This window comes from Paenibacillus phytohabitans (assembly GCF_013141775.1).
GTDB lineage: Bacteria > Bacillota > Bacilli > Paenibacillales > Paenibacillaceae > Paenibacillus_AQ > Paenibacillus_AQ phytohabitans.
The window spans coordinates 269,223-288,236 of sequence record NZ_WHOB01000089.1; the positions used below are offsets into that span (position 1 = coordinate 269,223).

General features: G+C 51.1%; 19 protein-coding genes. 4 read left to right on the forward strand and 15 right to left on the reverse strand.

Translation table 11 applies throughout. The features are described from left to right. Nucleotides 1-112 precede the first annotated feature (112 nt). Nucleotides 113-349: a DUF6953 family protein gene (locus GC101_RS30335; protein WP_171720364.1), complete on the reverse strand. Its 237-nt coding sequence runs from the start codon at nt 347-349 to the stop codon at nt 113-115. A gap of 181 nt (nt 350-530) precedes the next feature. Between GC101_RS30335 and GC101_RS30340 the strand changes: the two genes are divergently transcribed. Then, nucleotides 531-1,439, forward strand: coding sequence for a copper amine oxidase N-terminal domain-containing protein (locus GC101_RS30340; protein ID WP_171720365.1), 909 nt, complete (start codon nt 531-533; stop codon nt 1,437-1,439). A 101-nt stretch (nt 1,440-1,540) separates the two neighbouring features. Here the strand turns inward: GC101_RS30340 and GC101_RS30345 are convergent, their stop codons facing one another. The 8 genes from GC101_RS30345 to GC101_RS30380 all read right to left on the reverse strand — a co-directional run bounded on the left by GC101_RS30345 (nt 1,541) and on the right by GC101_RS30380 (nt 10,217). Further along, the gene (locus GC101_RS30345; protein WP_171720366.1) at nt 1,541-2,320 is read right to left on the reverse strand and encodes an ABC transporter permease; all 780 of its coding nucleotides are present in this window, start codon (nt 2,318-2,320) and stop codon (nt 1,541-1,543) included. Between the two features lie 16 nt (nt 2,321-2,336). Continuing rightward, complete coding sequence (locus tag GC101_RS30350; protein WP_171720367.1) at nt 2,337-3,113, reverse strand: ABC transporter ATP-binding protein; 777 nt, start codon at nt 3,111-3,113, stop codon at nt 2,337-2,339. Between the two features lie 41 nt (nt 3,114-3,154). Then, a complete protein-coding gene (locus GC101_RS30355; RefSeq protein ID WP_171720368.1) occupies nt 3,155-4,183 on the reverse strand; it encodes an ABC transporter substrate-binding protein in 1,029 nt (342 codons plus the stop codon). Nucleotides 4,184-4,230: 47 nt separating this feature from the next. Next, complete coding sequence (locus GC101_RS30360; protein WP_171720369.1) at nt 4,231-5,685, reverse strand: aryl-sulfate sulfotransferase; 1,455 nt, start codon at nt 5,683-5,685, stop codon at nt 4,231-4,233. A 41-nt stretch (nt 5,686-5,726) separates the two neighbouring features. Beyond that, nucleotides 5,727-6,269 carry a MarR family winged helix-turn-helix transcriptional regulator gene (locus GC101_RS30365; RefSeq protein WP_171720370.1) on the reverse strand — a complete coding sequence of 181 codons (543 nt, stop codon included), beginning with the start codon at nt 6,267-6,269 and terminating at the stop codon, nt 5,727-5,729. A 577-nt stretch (nt 6,270-6,846) separates the two neighbouring features. Next, a complete protein-coding gene (locus GC101_RS30370) occupies nt 6,847-7,968 on the reverse strand; it encodes a TolB family protein (protein ID WP_171720371.1) in 1,122 nt (373 codons plus the stop codon). 93 nt (nt 7,969-8,061) lie between these two features. After that, entirely contained in the window at nt 8,062-9,528 is a 1,467-nt protein-coding gene (locus GC101_RS30375; protein WP_171720372.1) for a sensor histidine kinase, read from the reverse strand. Continuing rightward, on the reverse strand, nt 9,525-10,217 hold the full coding sequence (locus GC101_RS30380; protein WP_171720373.1) for a response regulator transcription factor: 693 nt from the start codon (nt 10,215-10,217) through the stop codon (nt 9,525-9,527). The genes GC101_RS30375 and GC101_RS30380 overlap by 4 nt, the downstream gene beginning before the upstream one ends. Before the next feature lie 334 nt (nt 10,218-10,551). Here GC101_RS30380 and GC101_RS30385 point away from each other — a divergent pair, with 334 nt between their 5' ends. Continuing rightward, nucleotides 10,552-10,962 (forward strand): hypothetical protein, encoded by a 411-nt coding sequence (locus GC101_RS30385; protein WP_246354581.1) that lies wholly within the window; start codon nt 10,552-10,554, stop codon nt 10,960-10,962. A gap of 39 nt (nt 10,963-11,001) precedes the next feature. Here the strand turns inward: GC101_RS30385 and GC101_RS30390 are convergent, their stop codons facing one another. The 4 genes from GC101_RS30390 to GC101_RS30405 all read right to left on the reverse strand — a co-directional run bounded on the left by GC101_RS30390 (nt 11,002) and on the right by GC101_RS30405 (nt 15,535). Beyond that, a complete protein-coding gene (locus tag GC101_RS30390) occupies nt 11,002-11,331 on the reverse strand; it encodes a hypothetical protein (protein WP_171720374.1) in 330 nt (109 codons plus the stop codon). A 355-nt stretch (nt 11,332-11,686) separates the two neighbouring features. Continuing rightward, nucleotides 11,687-13,171, reverse strand: a complete 1,485-nt coding sequence (locus GC101_RS30395; protein ID WP_171720375.1) for an SMI1/KNR4 family protein — start codon at nt 13,169-13,171, stop codon at nt 11,687-11,689. Nucleotides 13,172-13,295: 124 nt separating this feature from the next. Continuing rightward, nucleotides 13,296-14,351, reverse strand: coding sequence for a S66 family peptidase (locus GC101_RS30400; protein WP_171720376.1), 1,056 nt, complete (start codon nt 14,349-14,351; stop codon nt 13,296-13,298). Nucleotides 14,352-14,506: 155 nt separating this feature from the next. Continuing rightward, entirely contained in the window at nt 14,507-15,535 is a 1,029-nt protein-coding gene (locus GC101_RS30405) for an AI-2E family transporter (RefSeq protein WP_171720377.1), read from the reverse strand. Nucleotides 15,536-15,752: 217 nt separating this feature from the next. Between GC101_RS30405 and GC101_RS30410 the strand changes: the two genes are divergently transcribed. After that, entirely contained in the window at nt 15,753-16,592 is an 840-nt protein-coding gene (locus tag GC101_RS30410) for an SDR family oxidoreductase (RefSeq protein ID WP_171720378.1), read from the forward strand. 8 nt (nt 16,593-16,600) lie between these two features. On the opposite strand, the gene GC101_RS30415 is transcribed toward GC101_RS30410, so the two are convergent. Then, entirely contained in the window at nt 16,601-17,434 is an 834-nt protein-coding gene (locus GC101_RS30415; RefSeq protein WP_171720379.1) for an MBL fold metallo-hydrolase, read from the reverse strand. 438 nt (nt 17,435-17,872) lie between these two features. Here GC101_RS30415 and GC101_RS30420 point away from each other — a divergent pair, with 438 nt between their 5' ends. Beyond that, complete coding sequence (locus GC101_RS30420; protein WP_171720380.1) at nt 17,873-18,268, forward strand: nucleoside 2-deoxyribosyltransferase; 396 nt, start codon at nt 17,873-17,875, stop codon at nt 18,266-18,268. A gap of 270 nt (nt 18,269-18,538) precedes the next feature. On the opposite strand, the gene GC101_RS30425 is transcribed toward GC101_RS30420, so the two are convergent. Next, nucleotides 18,539-18,988, reverse strand: a complete 450-nt coding sequence (locus GC101_RS30425; protein ID WP_171720381.1) for a hypothetical protein — start codon at nt 18,986-18,988, stop codon at nt 18,539-18,541. Between the last annotated feature and the right edge of the window lie 26 nt (nt 18,989-19,014).

Consider the following 19,014-nt stretch of genomic DNA (forward strand, 5'->3'; position numbering starts at 1 on the left):
CTTTGTTAAAATATAAGAATTTTATTTCTCGCTGAAACGAATGCCGTCCTATCAAGGACGGCATAGCCGTTTCTGCTTGTGTTCTTATGGTTCTCCTATGCTGAGTCAGTCCTCAGGTCCAGGCCCACAGGAACCCGTCGCGGTCCCAGGCAATCCGGCCGCCGTGCAGCTTGCGGAACGCCTTCTTCACTTCTTTGGACAGCGATGCATTTCCATTCTCATTCACAAAGACAAATTGTTCGCCGAAATTCGCCTTCACATATTCAATCGCTGCGGTCTGGTGCAGGGTTCCAATAAATTTGATTTCCTTGACCATCCATTCCGCCACTTCCTGTGCGGTTACTTCCATGGGGTAGTGCTCCTTCCTGCTTATCCTGCTTGTAGATTTCCCCATTATAGCATGAATACAACGGCTTCCAATGAATCAGTTCCTGAAACAATCCGGAGTTTATTAGAAACATAATAGAGAGAGCAGCGTCTATATATGGAAACTTATTCTATTTAATTCCAACAAAACAGAAAGGAGATTAATGATGAATCTGTATAAAAGAATATGGCCGGCTTGTCTGCTGCTCCTTCTCCTGCTGCAAAGCTTCACCTCAGCCGCCTCAGCCGCTTCCCCTGTCCCGGCAGCCGCGCCAGCCCGTCCGATTACCGCCAATATCAACGGAAGCTTTATCACCACAGACAGCAGCCCCTTTATTGAGTCTGGCAGAATCAAAATATCGGTCCGGACGCTCGCCTCACTCGGACTGACTTATTCCTGGGATACAGCAACCCGCACCGCTACAATCACTAATCCGGCCAAGGATACATTCCGTTTGATCCAGGGACAGCTGACAGCCTACAAAAACGGCCAGCCTGTCCAGTTGGATAGTGAGGCAGGTAATTATAACGGCCGGATGATGGTTCCGGCCCGCTTCGTCAGTGAAGCCTTCGGATATAGTGTGTACTATGAGCGAACGCGCAGCATCCTCTTCATTACCAGCAAGGATTATGTTCCGGATACCGCTGCTCTGCTCTCCAGTGACTTGGCAGCAGCCCGCCTCGCAGCCATCTCCCTCCCCATTCAATACAACTTCACGCCTGTTTCCGCAGCGGAGAGCGGGCAATCACGGAATTATACGTACAGATTTGCCGCAAATGATGCTACTCGCTATGTCTATGAGAACGCGCTTGTCTCAACCGTCGTTGAGATTAAGGACGGAGCTGCCCATGCCGTCTGGCAATACGGCACGAATGGAATCCCCGGCTATGATCTGTACACTACAATGGGAGGACAGCAGCCCGGATATATGGCTGAGATGTCTCATGATCATTTCCGCTATTTTGGCGGAGGCTACCGGGCTTCCTACCAGACAGCAGCGGATGGCTCCTATCAGTCCTTTCCTTATTTTACCAGGAACTATGGAGAGGTCATCCAGCCTATCCCTGAATAACTGAGTAGAACCAGACGAAACCACTGTCCATGATTGATGGGCAGTGGTTTGTGTACTGTAAGTCGCCTTAGTGTTATTGCCAAGCCGGGTAAGTCCAGCCTCTACCTTCTCCGCGCAGCCACATTGACCACACCATAGCGGTAGAGCACCTTCTTGCCGAACCAGCCGAACAGCCTGTCGGTGAAGAAGCCCATGAAGCCCAGGCAGAACAGCCCGACGAATATCCAGTCCGTACGGAAGAACAGCCGCGAATTCCAGATCAGATAACCGATACCTTCGTTGGAAGCAATCATTTCTGCCCCGATAATAGCCATATAGGAAGTTCCCATTGCCAGCCGTACACCGGTGAAGATATATGGAATCGTAGCCGGCACAATCACGTGCAGCAGAATCTGCCATTCATTTGCCCCCATGCTGCGGGCCGAGCGGACCTTATCCTCCTCCACCGACATTACACCGGTCAAGGTGTTCAGCACAACGATGAAGAAGGTGGCGTACATAATCAGGGCAATCTTCGACTGCTCCCCGATGCCGAACCAGACCAGAAAAAGTGTGATGAAGGCAATCGGCGGGATAAAGCGGATGAAATTCAAGAAAGGCTCGGCAAATATACGGATGACGTTTACTTTTCCGATGATCAGCCCTGCCGGAATAGCCAGCAGACTGCCGAGTACCCAGCCGACAAGCACGCGGTAAAAGCTGATACCGATATACTGCATCAAGGTGCCGTCTTGGACCAGTTCCCGCCCTCCCTTAAGCGTGGCCCATGGCCCGGGGATGACATCCGGACCATACACCCATGCGCCCAGCTGCCAGATGCAGAGTGCGGCAATCCATAGCAGGGAGACCGAGACCCATTTTTTCTCCACCCATTTCAACATGTACTGCCCTCCGATCCTATTCTTCAAAATGGCTCTGAATTTGGTTATACAGCGAGTAGAACTCCGGCGAGGCCACATCCCGCGGAAACGGCAGCGCATTGTCGTATATATTGGTGATATTGGAGGAAGGCCCCACGGACATGATGCCGATGCGCTCACCCAGCAGCAGTGCTTCCTGAATATCGTGCGTTACGAAAATAACGGTCTTATGCGTCTCACGCCATATTTGCACCAGCTCCTTCTGCATTGTCCGCCGGGTCATGGCATCCAGCGCGCCAAAGGGCTCATCCATCAGCAGAATCGCCGGATCATTCGCCAGTACCCGGGCCAGCTGTACCCGCTGCTTCATCCCTCCCGACAATTCCTTCGGGAATTTATCCTCATGCCCGTTCAGCCCGACTAGCGTGATATACCGGTCTGATATCGTCCGGCGCTCTGCCTTGGCCGTCTTCTTCATCCGCAGTCCGAACTCTACATTCTCCCGCACCGTGAGCCAGGGGAACAGGGAAGAGTCTGCCTGCTGGAACACAACCGCCCGGTCCCGGCCCGGCTTATCCACCTCGACGTTGTCCACCCGCAGATTGCCGCCAGATTTGGAGACAAAGCCTGCGATCATGTTGAGCAGCGTTGATTTGCCGCAGCCGCTCGGGCCTAGCAGGACGAAGAATTCGCCGCCTTTGATCACCAGGCTCACATCTTTGATAATATAATGAACGTCCCCGGCCGCAGGCTCGCTGTAGCTCTTGCGCAGCTGCTCGATATGGATGGCATGCTGTTTGGCAGGTAAAGACATGAGGCACCTCCAGAAAGTTAAGTTATTTCGTGTAAGCTAAGCTACTTGGCAAAAGTCACTTTATCCGGCAAAGCCTGCTTCAGAGGGTCCAGACTGAGCTTGCTGTCCAGATCAAAATCCTGTTCAATGATGCCAGTATCGACCATATACTTCTTCTGTCCGGCAAGACTGTCATAGGCAGCCTGGGTAAAGCCCACCTTCCACGGATTCGTCGGCAAGTCCTTCAGCGTTGCTTCCTTCGGCTGCTTCAGTTGCTTGAACATCAGCTCGGCCACTTCCTCCGGATGCTCCTGGGCATAAGCCGCAGCCTCGTCCACCGCCGCCAGGAATTCGCCAATTCCCTCAGGATTCGCTTGCACAAAGGCATTCCCGGCGACAATACCCATTCCGAGGCGCACCGGAGTCTTAGACATATCCGTCAGCTCATGTACACCCTCAAGCGCAGCCAGCTTATCCGTCAGCGCTGAACCGCTGAACCAGGCAGCATCCACATCGCCCTGCTTCAGTGCAATGAAGGCTTCGTCGAACGCACCCTGTCCTGTCAGCTTCACGTCGCTTAGCGCAATGCTCTGCTCCTTCAGGTATTCATCCCACAGATACGGCAGAAACGTACCGCGCATGAAGCTTAGGTTCTTGCCTTTCAGATCCGCAGCAGACTTGATCTCGTCCCTTACGTACAGCTTCCATACCGCCGCTGCCTGATCCGTAGCCTGGCCGGCGGAAGCAATGATCGAATACTCGCCTTTGGAGACGGCATTGAGCACCGGGAAATCAGCACCGAAGGCCACGTCTACCTGCTTGATGAAGAGCGCATTTACTCCCTCAGCCGGAGTGCCAAAGTTGATGATTTCTGCATCGATGCCGTGGTTGGTGAAGATGCCTTTATCCACTGCTACCCGGAAGGTAGGATTCGTATTGATGTCGGCAATTCTAATCTTCAGGGTCTTCTGCTGGCCGCTGGCCGTTCCTGTGGAAGCCGCCGCGTCTCCCTTGGAGCTGCAGCCGGACAGAACCAGTACCAGAGATAAGGATAAGAGCAGGAAGGCTGAGCCGTACCATGATTTTTTCAAAACTACGCACCTCTTCGTCTATAAATTTCTATAGCTTATCTTATTATCTAACTGGTTCTCCGGACGCTGCCTTCTTCCGCAGTAGCCACGCAAGCGGCCCCCTCTGTAAACGGAAGTGTGGTCGCTACACTCACTACCGAAGCCGATCCCTTCGGCGCAGCTCCCGGCACTCTGAAGCTGGTCACATCGATGGGCTCGATGGCAATCTCCTGCGGCTTCGCCAGCTGCGGCACCCAGGCATAGGGTACACGGTAGGAACGGTAGACCATATTCGTATTGCGGCGGTCGGTGTACGGGGAGATATACTCCCAGACCAGCTCATGCTCCGCCGTCACCTCGAACAAGCGCCCGTTCGAACCCTCGGTAATCAGCGTGTTGCCGTTCGGGAGCCGCTGCGCCGAGCTGATATACGGACTGTAGAACTTATAGGAATCAGTCGGAACGGAGAAGCCGGCCTCCGCCGAGGTATACTGCCACTCGATATCCAGTGTCACCGGATTAATCTCCAGCACACGGGAATGGTCACGCAGCGCATTCTTCTGTCCAAAAGGTGAAGAGGGATTCGGCAGCCCGTATCCGCCCCAGCCGCCGTTATCGAATACGAGCAGATTGCCTTCGCCCGGCAGTCCCTTCGGAATGATGTGGGCGTGATGCTGGCCGATAATCCAGTCGATATGCTTCACTTCAGGCAGAGAGTAGTCCGGTCCCAGCCGCCAGACGATAGCCCCGCTGCGCTTGTCGGTGATGGCGATAATATTCGCCTCGCGCGCATCCCAGATAATATTGTCCGGGTGGAAACGCTCGTCCCCGTTATCATAGAATTTGTTCGGCCCTACGTAGGAAGCGGAGTTGATATGCAGCCAGTCGCCTACACCGCCGCCCAGATCTCCGAAGGAGCGGGTGTTGGGATCGCGAAAGAGAACATTGCGCGCTGCCTGATCAAATCCGAGCTCCGCGAAATGATCGCTGGCCGCCCATTCCCAGGTCACATTGCCTTCCCAGTCCACTTCAATGATCGTGTCATCCAGCAGCTGCTTATCGGAAATCTCAGGATTGTGCAGATTCTTATGCGCTAAGATCAGCGTTGTCCCGCTGTTAGCTGAAGGTTCAAGCCCGGGAGCATAGTATCCGACCGGATTGCCCTCCCGCTGATAGTCGTGATGCTGGCGGGCGTACCACAGCGGCTCATACCCCGGGTCCTCGATATGCTCGTAGCTGTTGTATCTCCAGACCACATTACCGTCCCAGTCGACCTGAACCAGATCGACATTATCCTGAATGCCGAATTTGGGATCTCTTCTGCCCGTGCTGCCCAGGACGTAGCCGCCGGGGAGGATTTTGGCAGGAAAGCCGATCAGCCCTTGCCACAGATGCACTTCCTTGCCGCTCATATCGATCAGCACGACTCCCTCGTCGCCAGCCTGAAATACAGTGTAGCCGCTCCATGCCTTGGACGGGTTATATACCGTCGCCCCTGTCGGATAAATTGTTGAATGTCCCATGATCATCTCTCCTTAAAGTTTTGTTAGCGGAAGCTTCATTTTCAATAGCTGAGATAGTTCTTCTTCACCTCTGCACGCGGCTTCTGTTCAGGCTCTTGAGGTATGGGAAGTTCAGCATTTTGCTGTGCCAGCTTCAACAGCGTATCCGAGAACCCTTCCAGATTGCCGATGATCCGTTCATAGAAGCGGCTCTGCTGCTCAAGCTCCTCATCCGTAAAGCCCTCGAACAGAAGCGTAATACATCGGGCACCGATGTTGCCGTTGCGCTCCACCATCTCCCGGCCCTTGGCCGTAATATCAAGCAGCACGGTTCTGCGGTCATCTTCCTTGCGTCTGCGCACCGTATATCCGCCTGCCTCCAGCTTGTCACTCAGCGCCGTTATAGCGCCCGAAGTGAAATCGAGCTGCTCTGCCAGATCACCCAGCCGCTGCTCACCATCGCGGATAATCTTTTGCAGAATCAGCATGCCGGGCAAGGAAATCCCCTCCACGCTTACGCGGTCACGTTCCTTGACGAATCTGCGCACCATTTTGCGGAACAGGTGGTCTGCCTCCTCCAGCCGCTCCCACGGGTTATCTTCCATGCTATCTCTCCTCTGCTGTCCATCCAAAGGAACCCAAAAAGGCCCCCGGAAAATCCCCTGTACGGGAATATTTGCGGGAGCCTTTGGTGGTCCAATCAGCTCAAATATGATGGTCGTATTTATTATTTCACTGTTCATTTAATTAGTAGTGAAGGATTGCTGTAATCATATACCCCTTAAACCCACCTGTCAAGTATGAATATATTCGATAAATGTTAAAAGAACTGCGGGGTGCTCTTACGGCAGTGGAGAGCTCATAGTACTGTAGGCGTATTATTGTTGCATTATTTGCAACTTTGGTTCATGGATAGCTGCCTGTTCGGGAGGATTGTTGTATGAAATACAAGAATTATCTTGATCATCTGCTTGGAAGCGAAGGAGATGCTGCATTTCCTGCAACAATTTTGGATTTTGGCCGATTTTAGGGGGGGGAATGTTGTATTTGATGCAGGATTTTTAGTCGCTTAGCTTACCCGGCAAAAAGCGAAAATGATCGGTGTTGTCAGCCGGAAAACCTCCGGCTGACCTTCTTGTGCGAAGATTCCAAGTGCTGGCGCCAAGCTGCTGATCCGGAGCATTAAGACAAACTCACCACATAGGTGAGGAACTGATAGACGTTGTCCTTCAGCACAGTTGCTGTAGCCAGAAGCTTCTTGCCCGAGGGGCTCCAGTGCAGCTGGTCAGACACGCGGATATCATTCAGCACAGGCGTCTGTTCTCCGGTCTCCACCTCGGTAATGAACAGGTCTTCCTGGTCATCAGCAGAACCTGCTGCAGTGACTGCATAGGCCAGCTTGCTGCCGTCCGGCGACCAGCTGGTACCGAAGATCTGCTGGCCTGCAGCAAGCTGGGACTGTTCATTGCCTTCACTGTCACAGAGCTTCAGCACCATCTCGCCCGGACCCTTCCGTTCGACAATTGCGAGCGTGCTCCCGTCCGGTGACGGAACAACCCACATCACATTCTTGCTCAACACCTTGGTCTGTTTCGTATCCGTATCATAAGCGCTAAGCTGGCTGTCTTCACCCGTGACATATAGAATCCGGCTGCCGCTCTGCATGACCTCATGTACATAAGGGATGCCGGTCTTCAGCACTGTCTCCTGCTTGCCGATCACATCCGCGCTCATGATATTGCCTTCCATATCCGGATAAATCACATGATCGTTATCCGCCCATCTTCCTTCTTCGCTTCTGAACTCCGCATCGCTCATTTTCACCGAAACGCCTGTGGCCAGATCCATAATATAGCCAAGTCCAGTAGCTTCATACAGCTCTTTGTAGAATACATGCGTCTTGTCCGGAGACATTTGCGGTGAACCATAATTCAGCTCCCCCTCCTGCAGCGGAGTCTCATCACCCGTGGAGAGTGTATGCAGATAGAGATTCAGCGGATATCTTTCCTGGCCTTCGATCACCTGCGCAGGGAGATTACGGTTTTCTTTGGTCACAACCATGACGTCCTCGCTGACAAAATCCGTGCCCCGCACACCCTCCACCTTATCGATCCCTTCCAGCCTCAACTGGGTATAGACGGATTCGCTAATGTTATCGAGGACCGTAATTTTGCGGCCGGATTTCTCCACCACCTGCCTTGTTTCAGTATTCTCCGCAGCGCAGCCTGTCAAGGACAGCAGAACCGCACCACATAGCAGAATTGCCCGCACCTTGCCCCGTCTTCTATTGTTCTCAGCATTCATTAGGCTTCCCTCCAGCTTGTGTTACTCCCAGCATACCGGATGCTTATTTCCAAACCGCATATAGAATGTTTCCAAGTTGTAAACGTAGCCCCTTCAGGACACTAATGGAAAAGACAGCTCAAACGCTGCGCCCTCGCCTGAGCTTTCCAGCAGTGCTATGGTTCCGTTCTGCTTCTCCACCAGGTTACGGACCAGCGAGAGTCCAAGTCCCGTGCCTCCCGAGGCTCTCGAACGGTCACGGTTAACCGTATAGAACGGCTCGAAGATCTTGTCCCGCGACTCTTCAGGAATGCCGATACCGGAATCACGGATTGTAATCCATACCCGCCCGTCCCTAACCTCGCTCCGCAGATGAATGCTTCCCTGCGGAACATTATATTTGATCGCATTGTCGAGCAGATTGATGAAGATATGCATGAAGCTCTCTTTATCGATCCAGATATGCGCCGGCTTGACGTCAAGCGATACCGTAAGGCCATAACGCTCGGCCTTGCCTTTCATCCGGCCGCATATATCCCGCAGCATGCCCTCGACCTCCAGCAGCTCTGCCTGGGATTCGAAATCATATTTCTCCAGCGCGGTCAGCTGAAGCACCTTCTCCACCATCTCATACAGCCGGTCTGTCTCCTTGGCAATGCTGAGCTTGGCATCATGCAGCAGCTCGGGGTCATCGTCATACATGTTCAGCAGATCAACATACGCCTTGATTGAAGTCAGCGGTGTCTTGAACTCATGGCTGATATTCCCGATGTACTGCTTCTGCTGCTGCTCCAGCGCCTGCAGCTTCTCCACCGCGAGCTGCAGCTTGCGCCGCTCCTCATCCTTCGCGGCAATGCTGCTCTCGATCTCCCGGCTCATGAAGTAGATGCCTTCGGCCAGCTCACCGAGTTCATCCTTGCTCTTCACAGGCGGAGCCGAGATGTAATCGGCACGGCGGATATCCTCCGCTGATTTCTTCAGGCGCCCGATCGCTGCCGCAGCGCGGTTGAAGTACAGGTACCCGATGATGAAGCTGAGCACCAGCACCGCGCCCCCTGTCGTCAGGAACAGATTCAGCAGCGTCTGCTGGAAGCTCCGGGCGTCCTGCAGCGAGTACTGCAGCTGCACCACACCCATCTGCTCCTCCGGCCCCTGCAGAGGAGCCAGATACAGCAGCTTGTCGCCTTCACTCTGATAGGCGACTTTATTATTCAGCGCGTAGTCCAGCGCCGCGCTGACATCCGGCCTGCCTGGCCCCGGCTCACCCTGAGCCGAGGTTCCCACCTGCTGACCCTGGCTGTCGTACAGGGTCACCTCCAGGCCGGTGTACCCGGCCAGCTCGGCGGCCAGCGCCCGGCCCCGCTGCTGCATGAAGGCCTGCGGCGTGAGGCGCACGCCGGTATAGTAAGTCTGCTTCACGCGCAGATTAACGGTTGTGACATGCTGGGCCAGATAGATCTCCGTCTGACCCTGCTGATTCCGCTCCACCCCTCGCAGCACGAAATAGCTCAGCACGCTGAGCGCAAGAATGAGCAGCAGAGCCAGGAACAGGCTGAACTTCAGCTTGATGCTGACTCTCATGGGTAGCTCCCCGCAGGCACAGCCTTATAGCCGACGCCATAGACCGTCTGCAGGATATTCTGGTAGGGCTCGCCCAGTTTTTTGCGAAGCCGCTGAATATGGATATCCACCGTACGCGTTCCCCCGGCGTAGTCCATATCCCACACCTGCTCCAGCAGCTCCTCGCGCATATACACCCGCTGCGGGTGGGAGAGCAGCAGCAGCAGCAGATCGAATTCCTTCGGAGTCAGCTCAAGGCTCTCCTCCCCAAGCTCGGCGCTGCGCCGGTCGGGATGCACCCGCAGAATGCCGTATTCGATCAGCTCGCTCTTCACCTCGGCCGTATTCTTCTCCAGCCTGCGCAGCAGTGCCTTGACCCGGGCCAGCAGCTCGCGGATCTCGAACGGCTTGGTCATATAATCGTCTGCACCAAGCTCCAGGCCGACAATTTTATCGACAATATCATTTTTGACGGTCAGCAGAATAATTCCGATATCATCACGTTTCTCAAGCTTGCGGCACACATCATACCCGCTCAGCTTCGGCATCATTACATCCAGCACCAGCACGTTCGGGTGGAAGGTGTTCGTCTTGCTCAGCGCTTCCTCCCCGTCACCGGCGGTATCGACCTCATAGCCTTCACGCCGCAGCGCATAGGCAATCGCACTCACAATGGCCGGTTCATCATCGACGACCAGTATTTTTTTCATAGGAGGTTCATCCTTCCGTTTGCACTTGCTTTGGTAAGGGTAAGTATATTGCTGTGTGCCTACAAGAATAACGCAAATGGAGAAGCCGGATCAAGGAAATGCAGGCTTCGCCGGTATTTACTACTAGAATCACCGTCCGGGCCTGCTGGCAAACACCGGTTAGGCAAATGCTTTTAGAACGAACCAGGGCTTCCTAAACATTTAGGTTATCTTTAAGAAGACTTAAGCTTCATTTCAGTATTGACGGGTAAACTGTATTTAGCTGAAGTTCACTAGCCGCCGCAAACCACTAACCCTGAACGATATAACCAATCATGAAAAGAGGATAACAGACATGAACATAAAACGAATGAATATTAAGCGGGTAATGATTGTCGGAACGATGGTTGTAGCCATGTCCTTCGGAGGAACTGCCTGGGGCAAGCCAGCATTACATACCCTTCCCGTTGCCAAATGGTCCACATCTGACGTGGCCGATACCGATGAGCTGCTGGACGCCCTGAACCTGAGCCAATCCTCCGATGAAGAGCTGTACGACGCCCTATATGACGGCAAATCCCTGCGCACCATTGCAGAAGAGAACGGCGGGAATATCAATAATGTGATCAACCTGCAGGTCAAACAGCTGACCCAGCAGCTGGAAGCAAGACTGGCGGGCGGAAGCATCAATCAGCAGCAGTACACCGCACAGAAAGCTGAACTTAGAGAGATCGTGACGCAGAGTGTGCTGACTTCATTTGGCTGAGTGAATCCGGCAGGCTGAATCACGTAAATTCAATACCGTTTATTTGAAAAAGGCTGTCTCACCTGCAGAATTACTGCGGTGGGGCAGCTTTTTTGTGTGTAGTACCCCTACGGGCTGGTAAGTGTGCGTTCGCCGCACTCTTATTGTTACTGCCTGGTGAAAATAGAGTACTATGTAGGCTCTACGTAAGATTGGGGCGTGAATCCCGATTTCATCCGCTTTCCGGGGCGGCGACAGGCAGCTTTTTATATAATCCTGCACATAATACAACATTTCCTTCATCCTATCGGCCCAAATCCAAAATTGTTGTACAAAAGGCAGGATTTCACCTTTCTCAAGCGACTTAGCAGGATTATTGTTGTATTTCATACAACAATCCACCCGAAAACCTGGCTAACTATGAATCAAAGTTGCAAAACGTACAACATTCAAGTCTGCAGTGCTCCTAAGAAGTTATCATTCTACAAGTTCACCGTAATCCTTGTAACTCACTTCAATTTTTTCCGACTGCGCAGTTCAGAAATTCTGTCACTCGCTTTTGTTACAGCCCGTTCCGCTAATTCTCGAAGGTCGAGCTTCATTTCGTTCCCATTCCTCCTTAAAGTGCGTAATCGGAATGAGCATTTCTGCACTTGACCGCTTCAAGCAAACTTACCGACACCGTAAAGAGCACGTCATCACAGCAGCGCTCCTAATATTAATGCTTTAACGCCCTTCATTCCTTTCACAGCGCCGACCATTCATAAGAGTTAAGGTTAAAATATTTACTGAACTCAGCAACTATAGACTTTGCATGTTCTTCTGAGGTTGCCTCAAATATAGTAATACCTCTTAGATTGCACCTGCGAATATCCGCGAGTCCGCTAAATTTCTGTGCATTTACGCCAATTTCACGCAGACTCAGACAATTTTGAAAGACGGATAAGTCACCAACCGGATAGTTAAACTCCTCCAGCTTGCGCAATTCTCCCAGAGCAGCCATGTCCGATTCATCTGTCGCCCGACGGTCTGTTCTAAAAATGGTAAGATTCTTCAAGTCCTTCATAAAGGTAAATCCGGATATTTCCACTTTTTTGAGTTCCAGCTTTTTTAGCTGTTTAAGGTTCGAGATATAGCTCAAATCACCAGCCTCTAATTCTTCTAAGCTTAATTCAGTCAAGTTTACTAACGCTCCTATTGTTTTGCTATTGATGGAGTCCATTCGAAATAATCTGAGGGATTTTAATTTTTTTAGATCCTTTAGTTTATGTACATCCTTTAATGAAAGTCTTGCTAGTGTCAATTCCCTTAAATCCTCCAAGTAAACTAAGTGCTCCAAATCAGACTCCGTGAACGAGGACCCTCCTATTACAAGTTCTGTTAATCCAGGCAACTGTTTGAGTACATCGTAATTGGCAATGTTGCCGGTATGTATAATAAGTTCTTTGAGATTAGGCATGCGGGTTAAAAGACCCAGCGGCACTACTCCGTGTTTTTCCGCAAGCTCAAATCCGATAAAGACCCTTTTCTGTTTGATTAACATTTCTGTAGAGATACAACCTTCTTCAAGCTTATCTTCAAAATACTCTGCCCAGAATCCGCTAACCGGAGTGAGGCAGTTTTGTTTGTTCTGCATGTTGGTCAGCTTCGGCAAATCGTCAAACAAATGTCCCCGCTTCCGGTGAACATAGATCACTTCCTCCATGTCCGTAGGGTTTAAATCACCCGTTCTGAGTTCTGATACAATAGATTCTATGAACTGCCCGAAACTCTCGGCAATAACATAGGAGATATTCGTATTACGGTCTAAGGAAATAATCTGGCTATAGCTCCCTTTTGCTCCGGGTTCCAAATCCATTATTAATAATGAGTTTCCGCCATCTTCAGCAAAAGGAATCCAGCCCTTTTTATATCCTCCTTCCTTCACTGCATCAAGCTTCCCGGAAATAATGTCATACGGTAGATCCTGTCGCCATTTCCAAGTACCCGTTACCGACTGTAGGGTTATCCAGCGAAACCCAGCCATGACGCCCATGACCTGCTCTCCCTCTCCGTTATGCTTCATATAGAGTTTCCTGAACTCATAAGGAAATTGGAAGCCGATCAGGCTCTCTGCCGCGATTATTTCTGCTTCCACCACTGGCGGGTTCAGCAGCTCCTCGACATCCGGTATATACATTTTTAAAGCCTCAACCAGGCTGCACTCGTCTTTTTCATTAAATAACGGCATATAGTAGCCCCATTTCTATGTATTAGGCTCTTCAACAGAACAAATATATTGCATCTCTAAAAAGATACTCCATTCTTTTTAGAAGGGAGGCGACAGCAGCAGCATTCGGCCCTCCAGTCGCCTGTCACGGCCGAAAATACTGCCTAACCGTACCCCTGCCCTTTTGGCCCTCTTCCATTCCCCCAGCCTCTTCCGCCTCTACTCGGACCTCCACCTCCGCAAAAGCCCCGTTCACCAGCGTAAGCTGCGGCGACAGATGGCCGCAGTCGATATCATACACAACCGGCAGACCCAGCTCGCTGGCCAGCTCCTGATAGACATCCTCCACGGTGTAATTCTCCATAGGACGGTTAGCTGCGCTCCGGCCGAACATCAGGCCGCTGCAATGGTCGAACCAGCCGGCCAGCTTCATCTGCAGCAGGGATCTGCGCAGATCCGTCACCGACAGCTCGCAGTTCTCCAAGTACCACAGGATAGGCTCATTCTGAATGTAATGCTGCTGGAAATACCGCACATCCCCATACGGCGTGCCGATGAGATGCCGGATTACGTCAATGCAGCCGCCGAGCAGCCGGCCCTGCATAGTTACGTTCTGATTACCTACAGTCTTCCAGTTGGTGATTTCGGTAAGATTGAACACATGGGGTGAAGGCTCCCCGCCTCCCCATTCCAGCTGGTACTGCTGTGAGGAATGCTGAAGTACCGATTCCCCGCTTGCTGTAGACAGCACGGATTCCCACATAGCTGTCACCGGGTCTGTCTCTTTTCCACGTAAATCAATAAAATTGGTGCCGTGAGCAGTGGCGATGCCCGTCCGGAGAGTAACAGCCAGCAGCAGCACACTGATATCAGAGTAGCCGAGAATCCATTTAACCTTCATGTGATCGAAATCCACCTGCTCCAGAATCTCGATCAGCAGCTCGCCGCCCCAAGGAGGGATCACGAGCCCGATGCTGTCATCGGCCATCATGGCATTGAATTCAGCCGCACGCACACTTGCCGGTGCAGACTTGGCCTTATCCTGCGTCCACGCCGTTGCTCCGCATACTACGCCATAACCCTGCTCCTGCAACCGGCTGCAGGCTAGCTCAAGCAGTTCGCGCAGTTCCTCCCCTACTCCTGATGAGGGTGCTGTTACACCTATAACTGCTCCTGGCTCTAACACCGGATATTTGATCATCTTGCGCTTCCTCCTTCATTCTAATAAAAAAGGATACCCAAACCATGAGCAGTTTGAATATCACCTATTTTGAAACTCTCGTATATGTTTGTGTATGTCACTTATCTATTGGATCGTATATTTTTTATCGTTGCTTCACCTTGTATCCTTATCCCTTAGGTTCCCGGCTTATCACGGCTAATCTCCAGAATATCCAGGAAGAAGACGAAGATCGGAATGCCGAGAATCAGTCCCCATACGCCGATATAATGCTCGGAGAACAGCAGCACGATGAAGGTGTAGAACATTGGAAGGTTCATTTTGGAGGACATCAGCTTTGGGTTGAGGAAGTAACCTTCCATGACATGCAGCACGGCGATCATAGCCAGTATGTAGATCGTCATCACCAGTCCGCCGGTATTGTAGCCGATGATGCATAGCGGAATAAGCGAAATGACAAAGCCGACCACTGGAATCAGGCTGAGCATGAAGATCATAATGGCGAGCGCAAAGAGATACGGGAAGGGTTCGAAAAAGAAGCCCATGATCCATAACCCGACAACCGTGAACAAAGTATTGAACAGCGCAATCAGGATCTGGGCTTCAATGACTTTACCGAAGGAGGCTATGAATTTCCTGCCGAAATACTCAAGCTCTACATAGAACCAGGAGATCTTGCTGTCTCTCAGGCGGGAGGTGAAGTTGACAATTCTGTTCTTCTCCAGGATGAAGACAAGGCTCAGAATCGTTGACAGGACGAACGTAGTTCCCCAGTCACTGATTTTGAACACGTATTCAATGCCTTGATTCAAATAGCTCTGGTAGTTCAATTCCTTAACCATGCTGAATAAATACTGCATAATCTCGTTCTGTGGGATGTCGTCAGAGGTTAGTGTTCCGAGAAACGCGGTTAATTGCTTAATCTGCGAGAAGACCTTGGGCAGATATTTGACAAGGGCCAGTACGATCATAGTGATGAGCGCTAAGTACAAAATAATAATGATTACCTTGCTGTTCACCTTGACATATTTGCCGATTCTTTTGCTCAAAAGCACCTGAAAGCTGTTCATTACATAAGCAATCAGGAACGTCAGCAGCACCAGATTCAGCATGTCTCTAATACTGTACAGCAGCAGTCCAATCAGTGCCAGAATTAAAAAGCGACGGACTGTTAAATTTGCAAAGTAACGCTTGAATACATCCATTGTTTCCTTGTTCCTCTCCATTCGCAGGCGATTAGGACCTTTAGTTATAGTGTACCGTAACGAAAACAATTATAGCAACTTCGGCAGAGTCAAAAATACGCGAAAAAACAAACTTTATGTCATCTTGCCAGAACATCGGCTGCTTTATGCTATAATGTGTGCGAAATCGTGAAGGTAGAAGCAATTTAATTCCAAATCAATGGAGGCTGTATCCCTTATGGGCAAAATCATCTGTATCACCGGAGCATCATCCGGCATCGGCCTGGCGTCCGCGCTGAAGTTTGCACAGGAAGGCTGGACGGTCTACGCCGGCACCCGCCATCTGGAGCGCGATCAGGAATTGTACCGCAATGTGGACAATCTGCAGTTCGTAGAACTGGAGGTTACACAGCCGGACAGCATTCAGCGGGTTATCGACCAGATTGACCAGGAGCACGGTACGCTGGATGTACTGTTCTGCAATGCCGGGTTCGGCTATCTCCGTGCACTTGGACAGGCTCCGTTCACTGATATCGAGCGCATATTCGACACTAATGTGTACGGGGTTATGCATACGATCCGGGCAGCACTGCCCCTGCTGCGTAAGACCGGCTACGGCCATATTGTGGCTACCTCCAGTGTCGGCGGGCTCATTGGACAACCGATGAACGAGATCTACTGCGCCAGCAAATTCGCGTTGGAGGGACTGCTGGAGAGCCTGGCTACCTATTACAAGCCGCAATTCAATATCGACATTACCCTGCTTGAGCCGGGCGCCATCGCTACAGAGTTCAATAAGACTGTCCTTGGGCATGTAGCAGACACCGGCGGCATCCTCGAAGATGAGTACAAGCCCATTCTCGATGCCTACACAGGGACCTTCCTGAAACGGAATGTAGAACCGCAGACTGCAGAGTCCGTAGCAGACGTTATGTGGGATCTGGTCCAGCTGGAGACCAAGCCGCTGCGCCTGCGTACCTCCGAACGGGCCGAAGAATTCGTCTCCCGCAAGGTCAGTACGGACCCTACCGGACTTGACGGTGTACTTCATATTCGCAAAATCCAGCTGGATATGTAACTGCAGCGTCAGTCTTCCGCTTCTCCGGCCAGCTCCTTCGCGATCAGCTCCTGATTGCTGCGGTGGAAGTTGGACATATTGCGCGGGAACGCACAGCCTTCGATCAGAGCATCAACCGTTTCCTGGCTGCCCGAAGCTACAGCCGTACGCATATTAAGGATGTACTCCAGGCTCTCGTCCCTGCGCCGCTCCAGTTCTACGCTGCTGTCCGTTGCCGCCCCGTGTCCGGGGACCAGCAGCGTGAACGGGTGCCGCGCCAATATCTGCTCCAGCTTGCCGAGCGTTGCTTCGTAAGCCAGACTGCTATCGTAGATATAGGGGAACTCCACGTCAGACAAGTAGTCTCCGGCAATGAACAGCCCTGCAGACTCCACTATAGTAAATAGCCCATCATCCGTATGGCCCGGCGCAGCATATCCCGTCAGCTTCAAATCCCCGAATACCAGCGTCTGCCCATCCTGCTCCATCACATGATCCACCAGCGGATACGTGATTTCATAGTCTCTCCTGAGATAATAACCATCTTCAAATACCCGGATCTGTTCAAGAATATCTTCGCGTTCCCCGGCGCTTTTGTCCGCGAATGCCCTGCTTGCGATGACTTCAGCATCCCTGAAGGCCCCATATCCGATAATATGATCGAAATCAGAATGAGTGAATAACAGGAGCAGCTTCCTCGCGCCAAGAATGTTGTCTACATACCGCCGGATTTCCTCCACCTCACGAGGCAGCCAGCAGGGGTCGGTTACCAGCACACAATCGTCCGTCTCCATAACAAGTGAATTCGTCATGTACAGATCACTTTGGAACAGAGTTACAGGGCCACGCTTCCATCTAAACATCAAATACCTCCCAAGGGTCGATACACCCGCTTTATAGTTTACGATTCTTATCCTACGACTATTCTACATCTAGTGTTTCGGAAGGCAGGAACATTACAATTTGGGTTTGGCTTATACAGTAAGAAGCTCTGTCCTCATAAGAGGCAGAGTTTCTTGGGCAAGACGGCGGCGGTACAACTTCTGCAGTCGCAAAGAAGTTTCTTATGTTCCTAAATGTTTGGTTACGTTCATCGAGAATATCCGCAATATAACTTGGAAATCTCGCTTTCGCGCATACGATAAATTTAAATTTAGGTGTAATGCATTATTTCTTCGTACTGTGCAACAATCATTATGACTCTCGATGAACGAGGTTCATTCAGCTAACGGGCAGAATACTTCCAATATGTGTTAATATATAACTGAAATTGATTAATGGGTTGAGCAGGGGAGAATTATATGAAATTTTACATAGCGTCTAGTCTCAAAAATGTAGAAAGTGTTCGGCAACTCGCAGTGAGTTTGAAAGCTCAAGGTTTTCAACATACATACGACTGGACAACTCATTCAAACATAGACTCAATATCAAAACTCCGTAACATAGGACAAGAAGAAGTAGCAGGGGTTATGGATGCAGATGTTGTAATTGTCCTGTTTCCAGCAGGGAAAGGGAGTCATGTTGAGTTAGGAATTGCACTGGGGGCTGGCAAGAAAATTTATTTGTATTCCTCAACAAATGAACTGAATGAACTCGGAAACACCTGTACGTTTTATCATGTTGATTCAGTTGAACAGCAGATTGGCTCATTAGGTGATTTGATAAACTCTGTCTGCCTTAAATACCAAAGTCATTAAGCTATCGGGATACGTTAGTTAAGTCATGTCACTCATGGTGCACTGTATACGTCAACCATCCATCACAAACGGTTTGATCAAAACTTCTCTTTATATTCTTTGAATTCAAATTCCCGGTTTCCCGATCAACAGCGACAGACCAGTATCTTTTATGAAATTCCCCAGAGTTTCTGTATTCCTCATGCAAAAAGCCCTCCGGCACAAAGCCGAAGGGCTAATTCTTAACATACATATTATTATGCAGCTTCTTTCTGCTGCTCAGCTCCGCTGTTACCGCTGGATCGGCTCGATCCGGTAAGTGGCGTTTCCGCCATCTGCCGCTGATCCGCCGCCGGTAATCTGCCAGCCGAAGGATAATACATCCTCCAGCCGTTGCTTCTGTGATTCCGATAACACGGCTTCGACTGCTTCGCGGCCTTCCTCCAGCTCCAGCTTCGGCTCGATGCGGAGCGCAACGGCAATCCAGCTGCGGATGCCGCGGATCGTGTTGTATTTGATCTGGTAGCCTTCGGTTACGGCTGACCGAAACAGCTCCGGCTGTTCACCAGCCAGCGTAGACAGCTGCCCGTAATCGAACTCATATTCACTCTCGTCGGCAGGCAGATCGCCTTCGGCAACCCGCCGCAGCAGTTCTTCATCGGACCAGCCGAGAGAGCGCAGCGATTCCACCAGCAGGGCGTCCCATTGCGATAACTTTACCTTACTCAGCGTATCAGTCATTGTATATCCTCCCTTGTTTATATAAA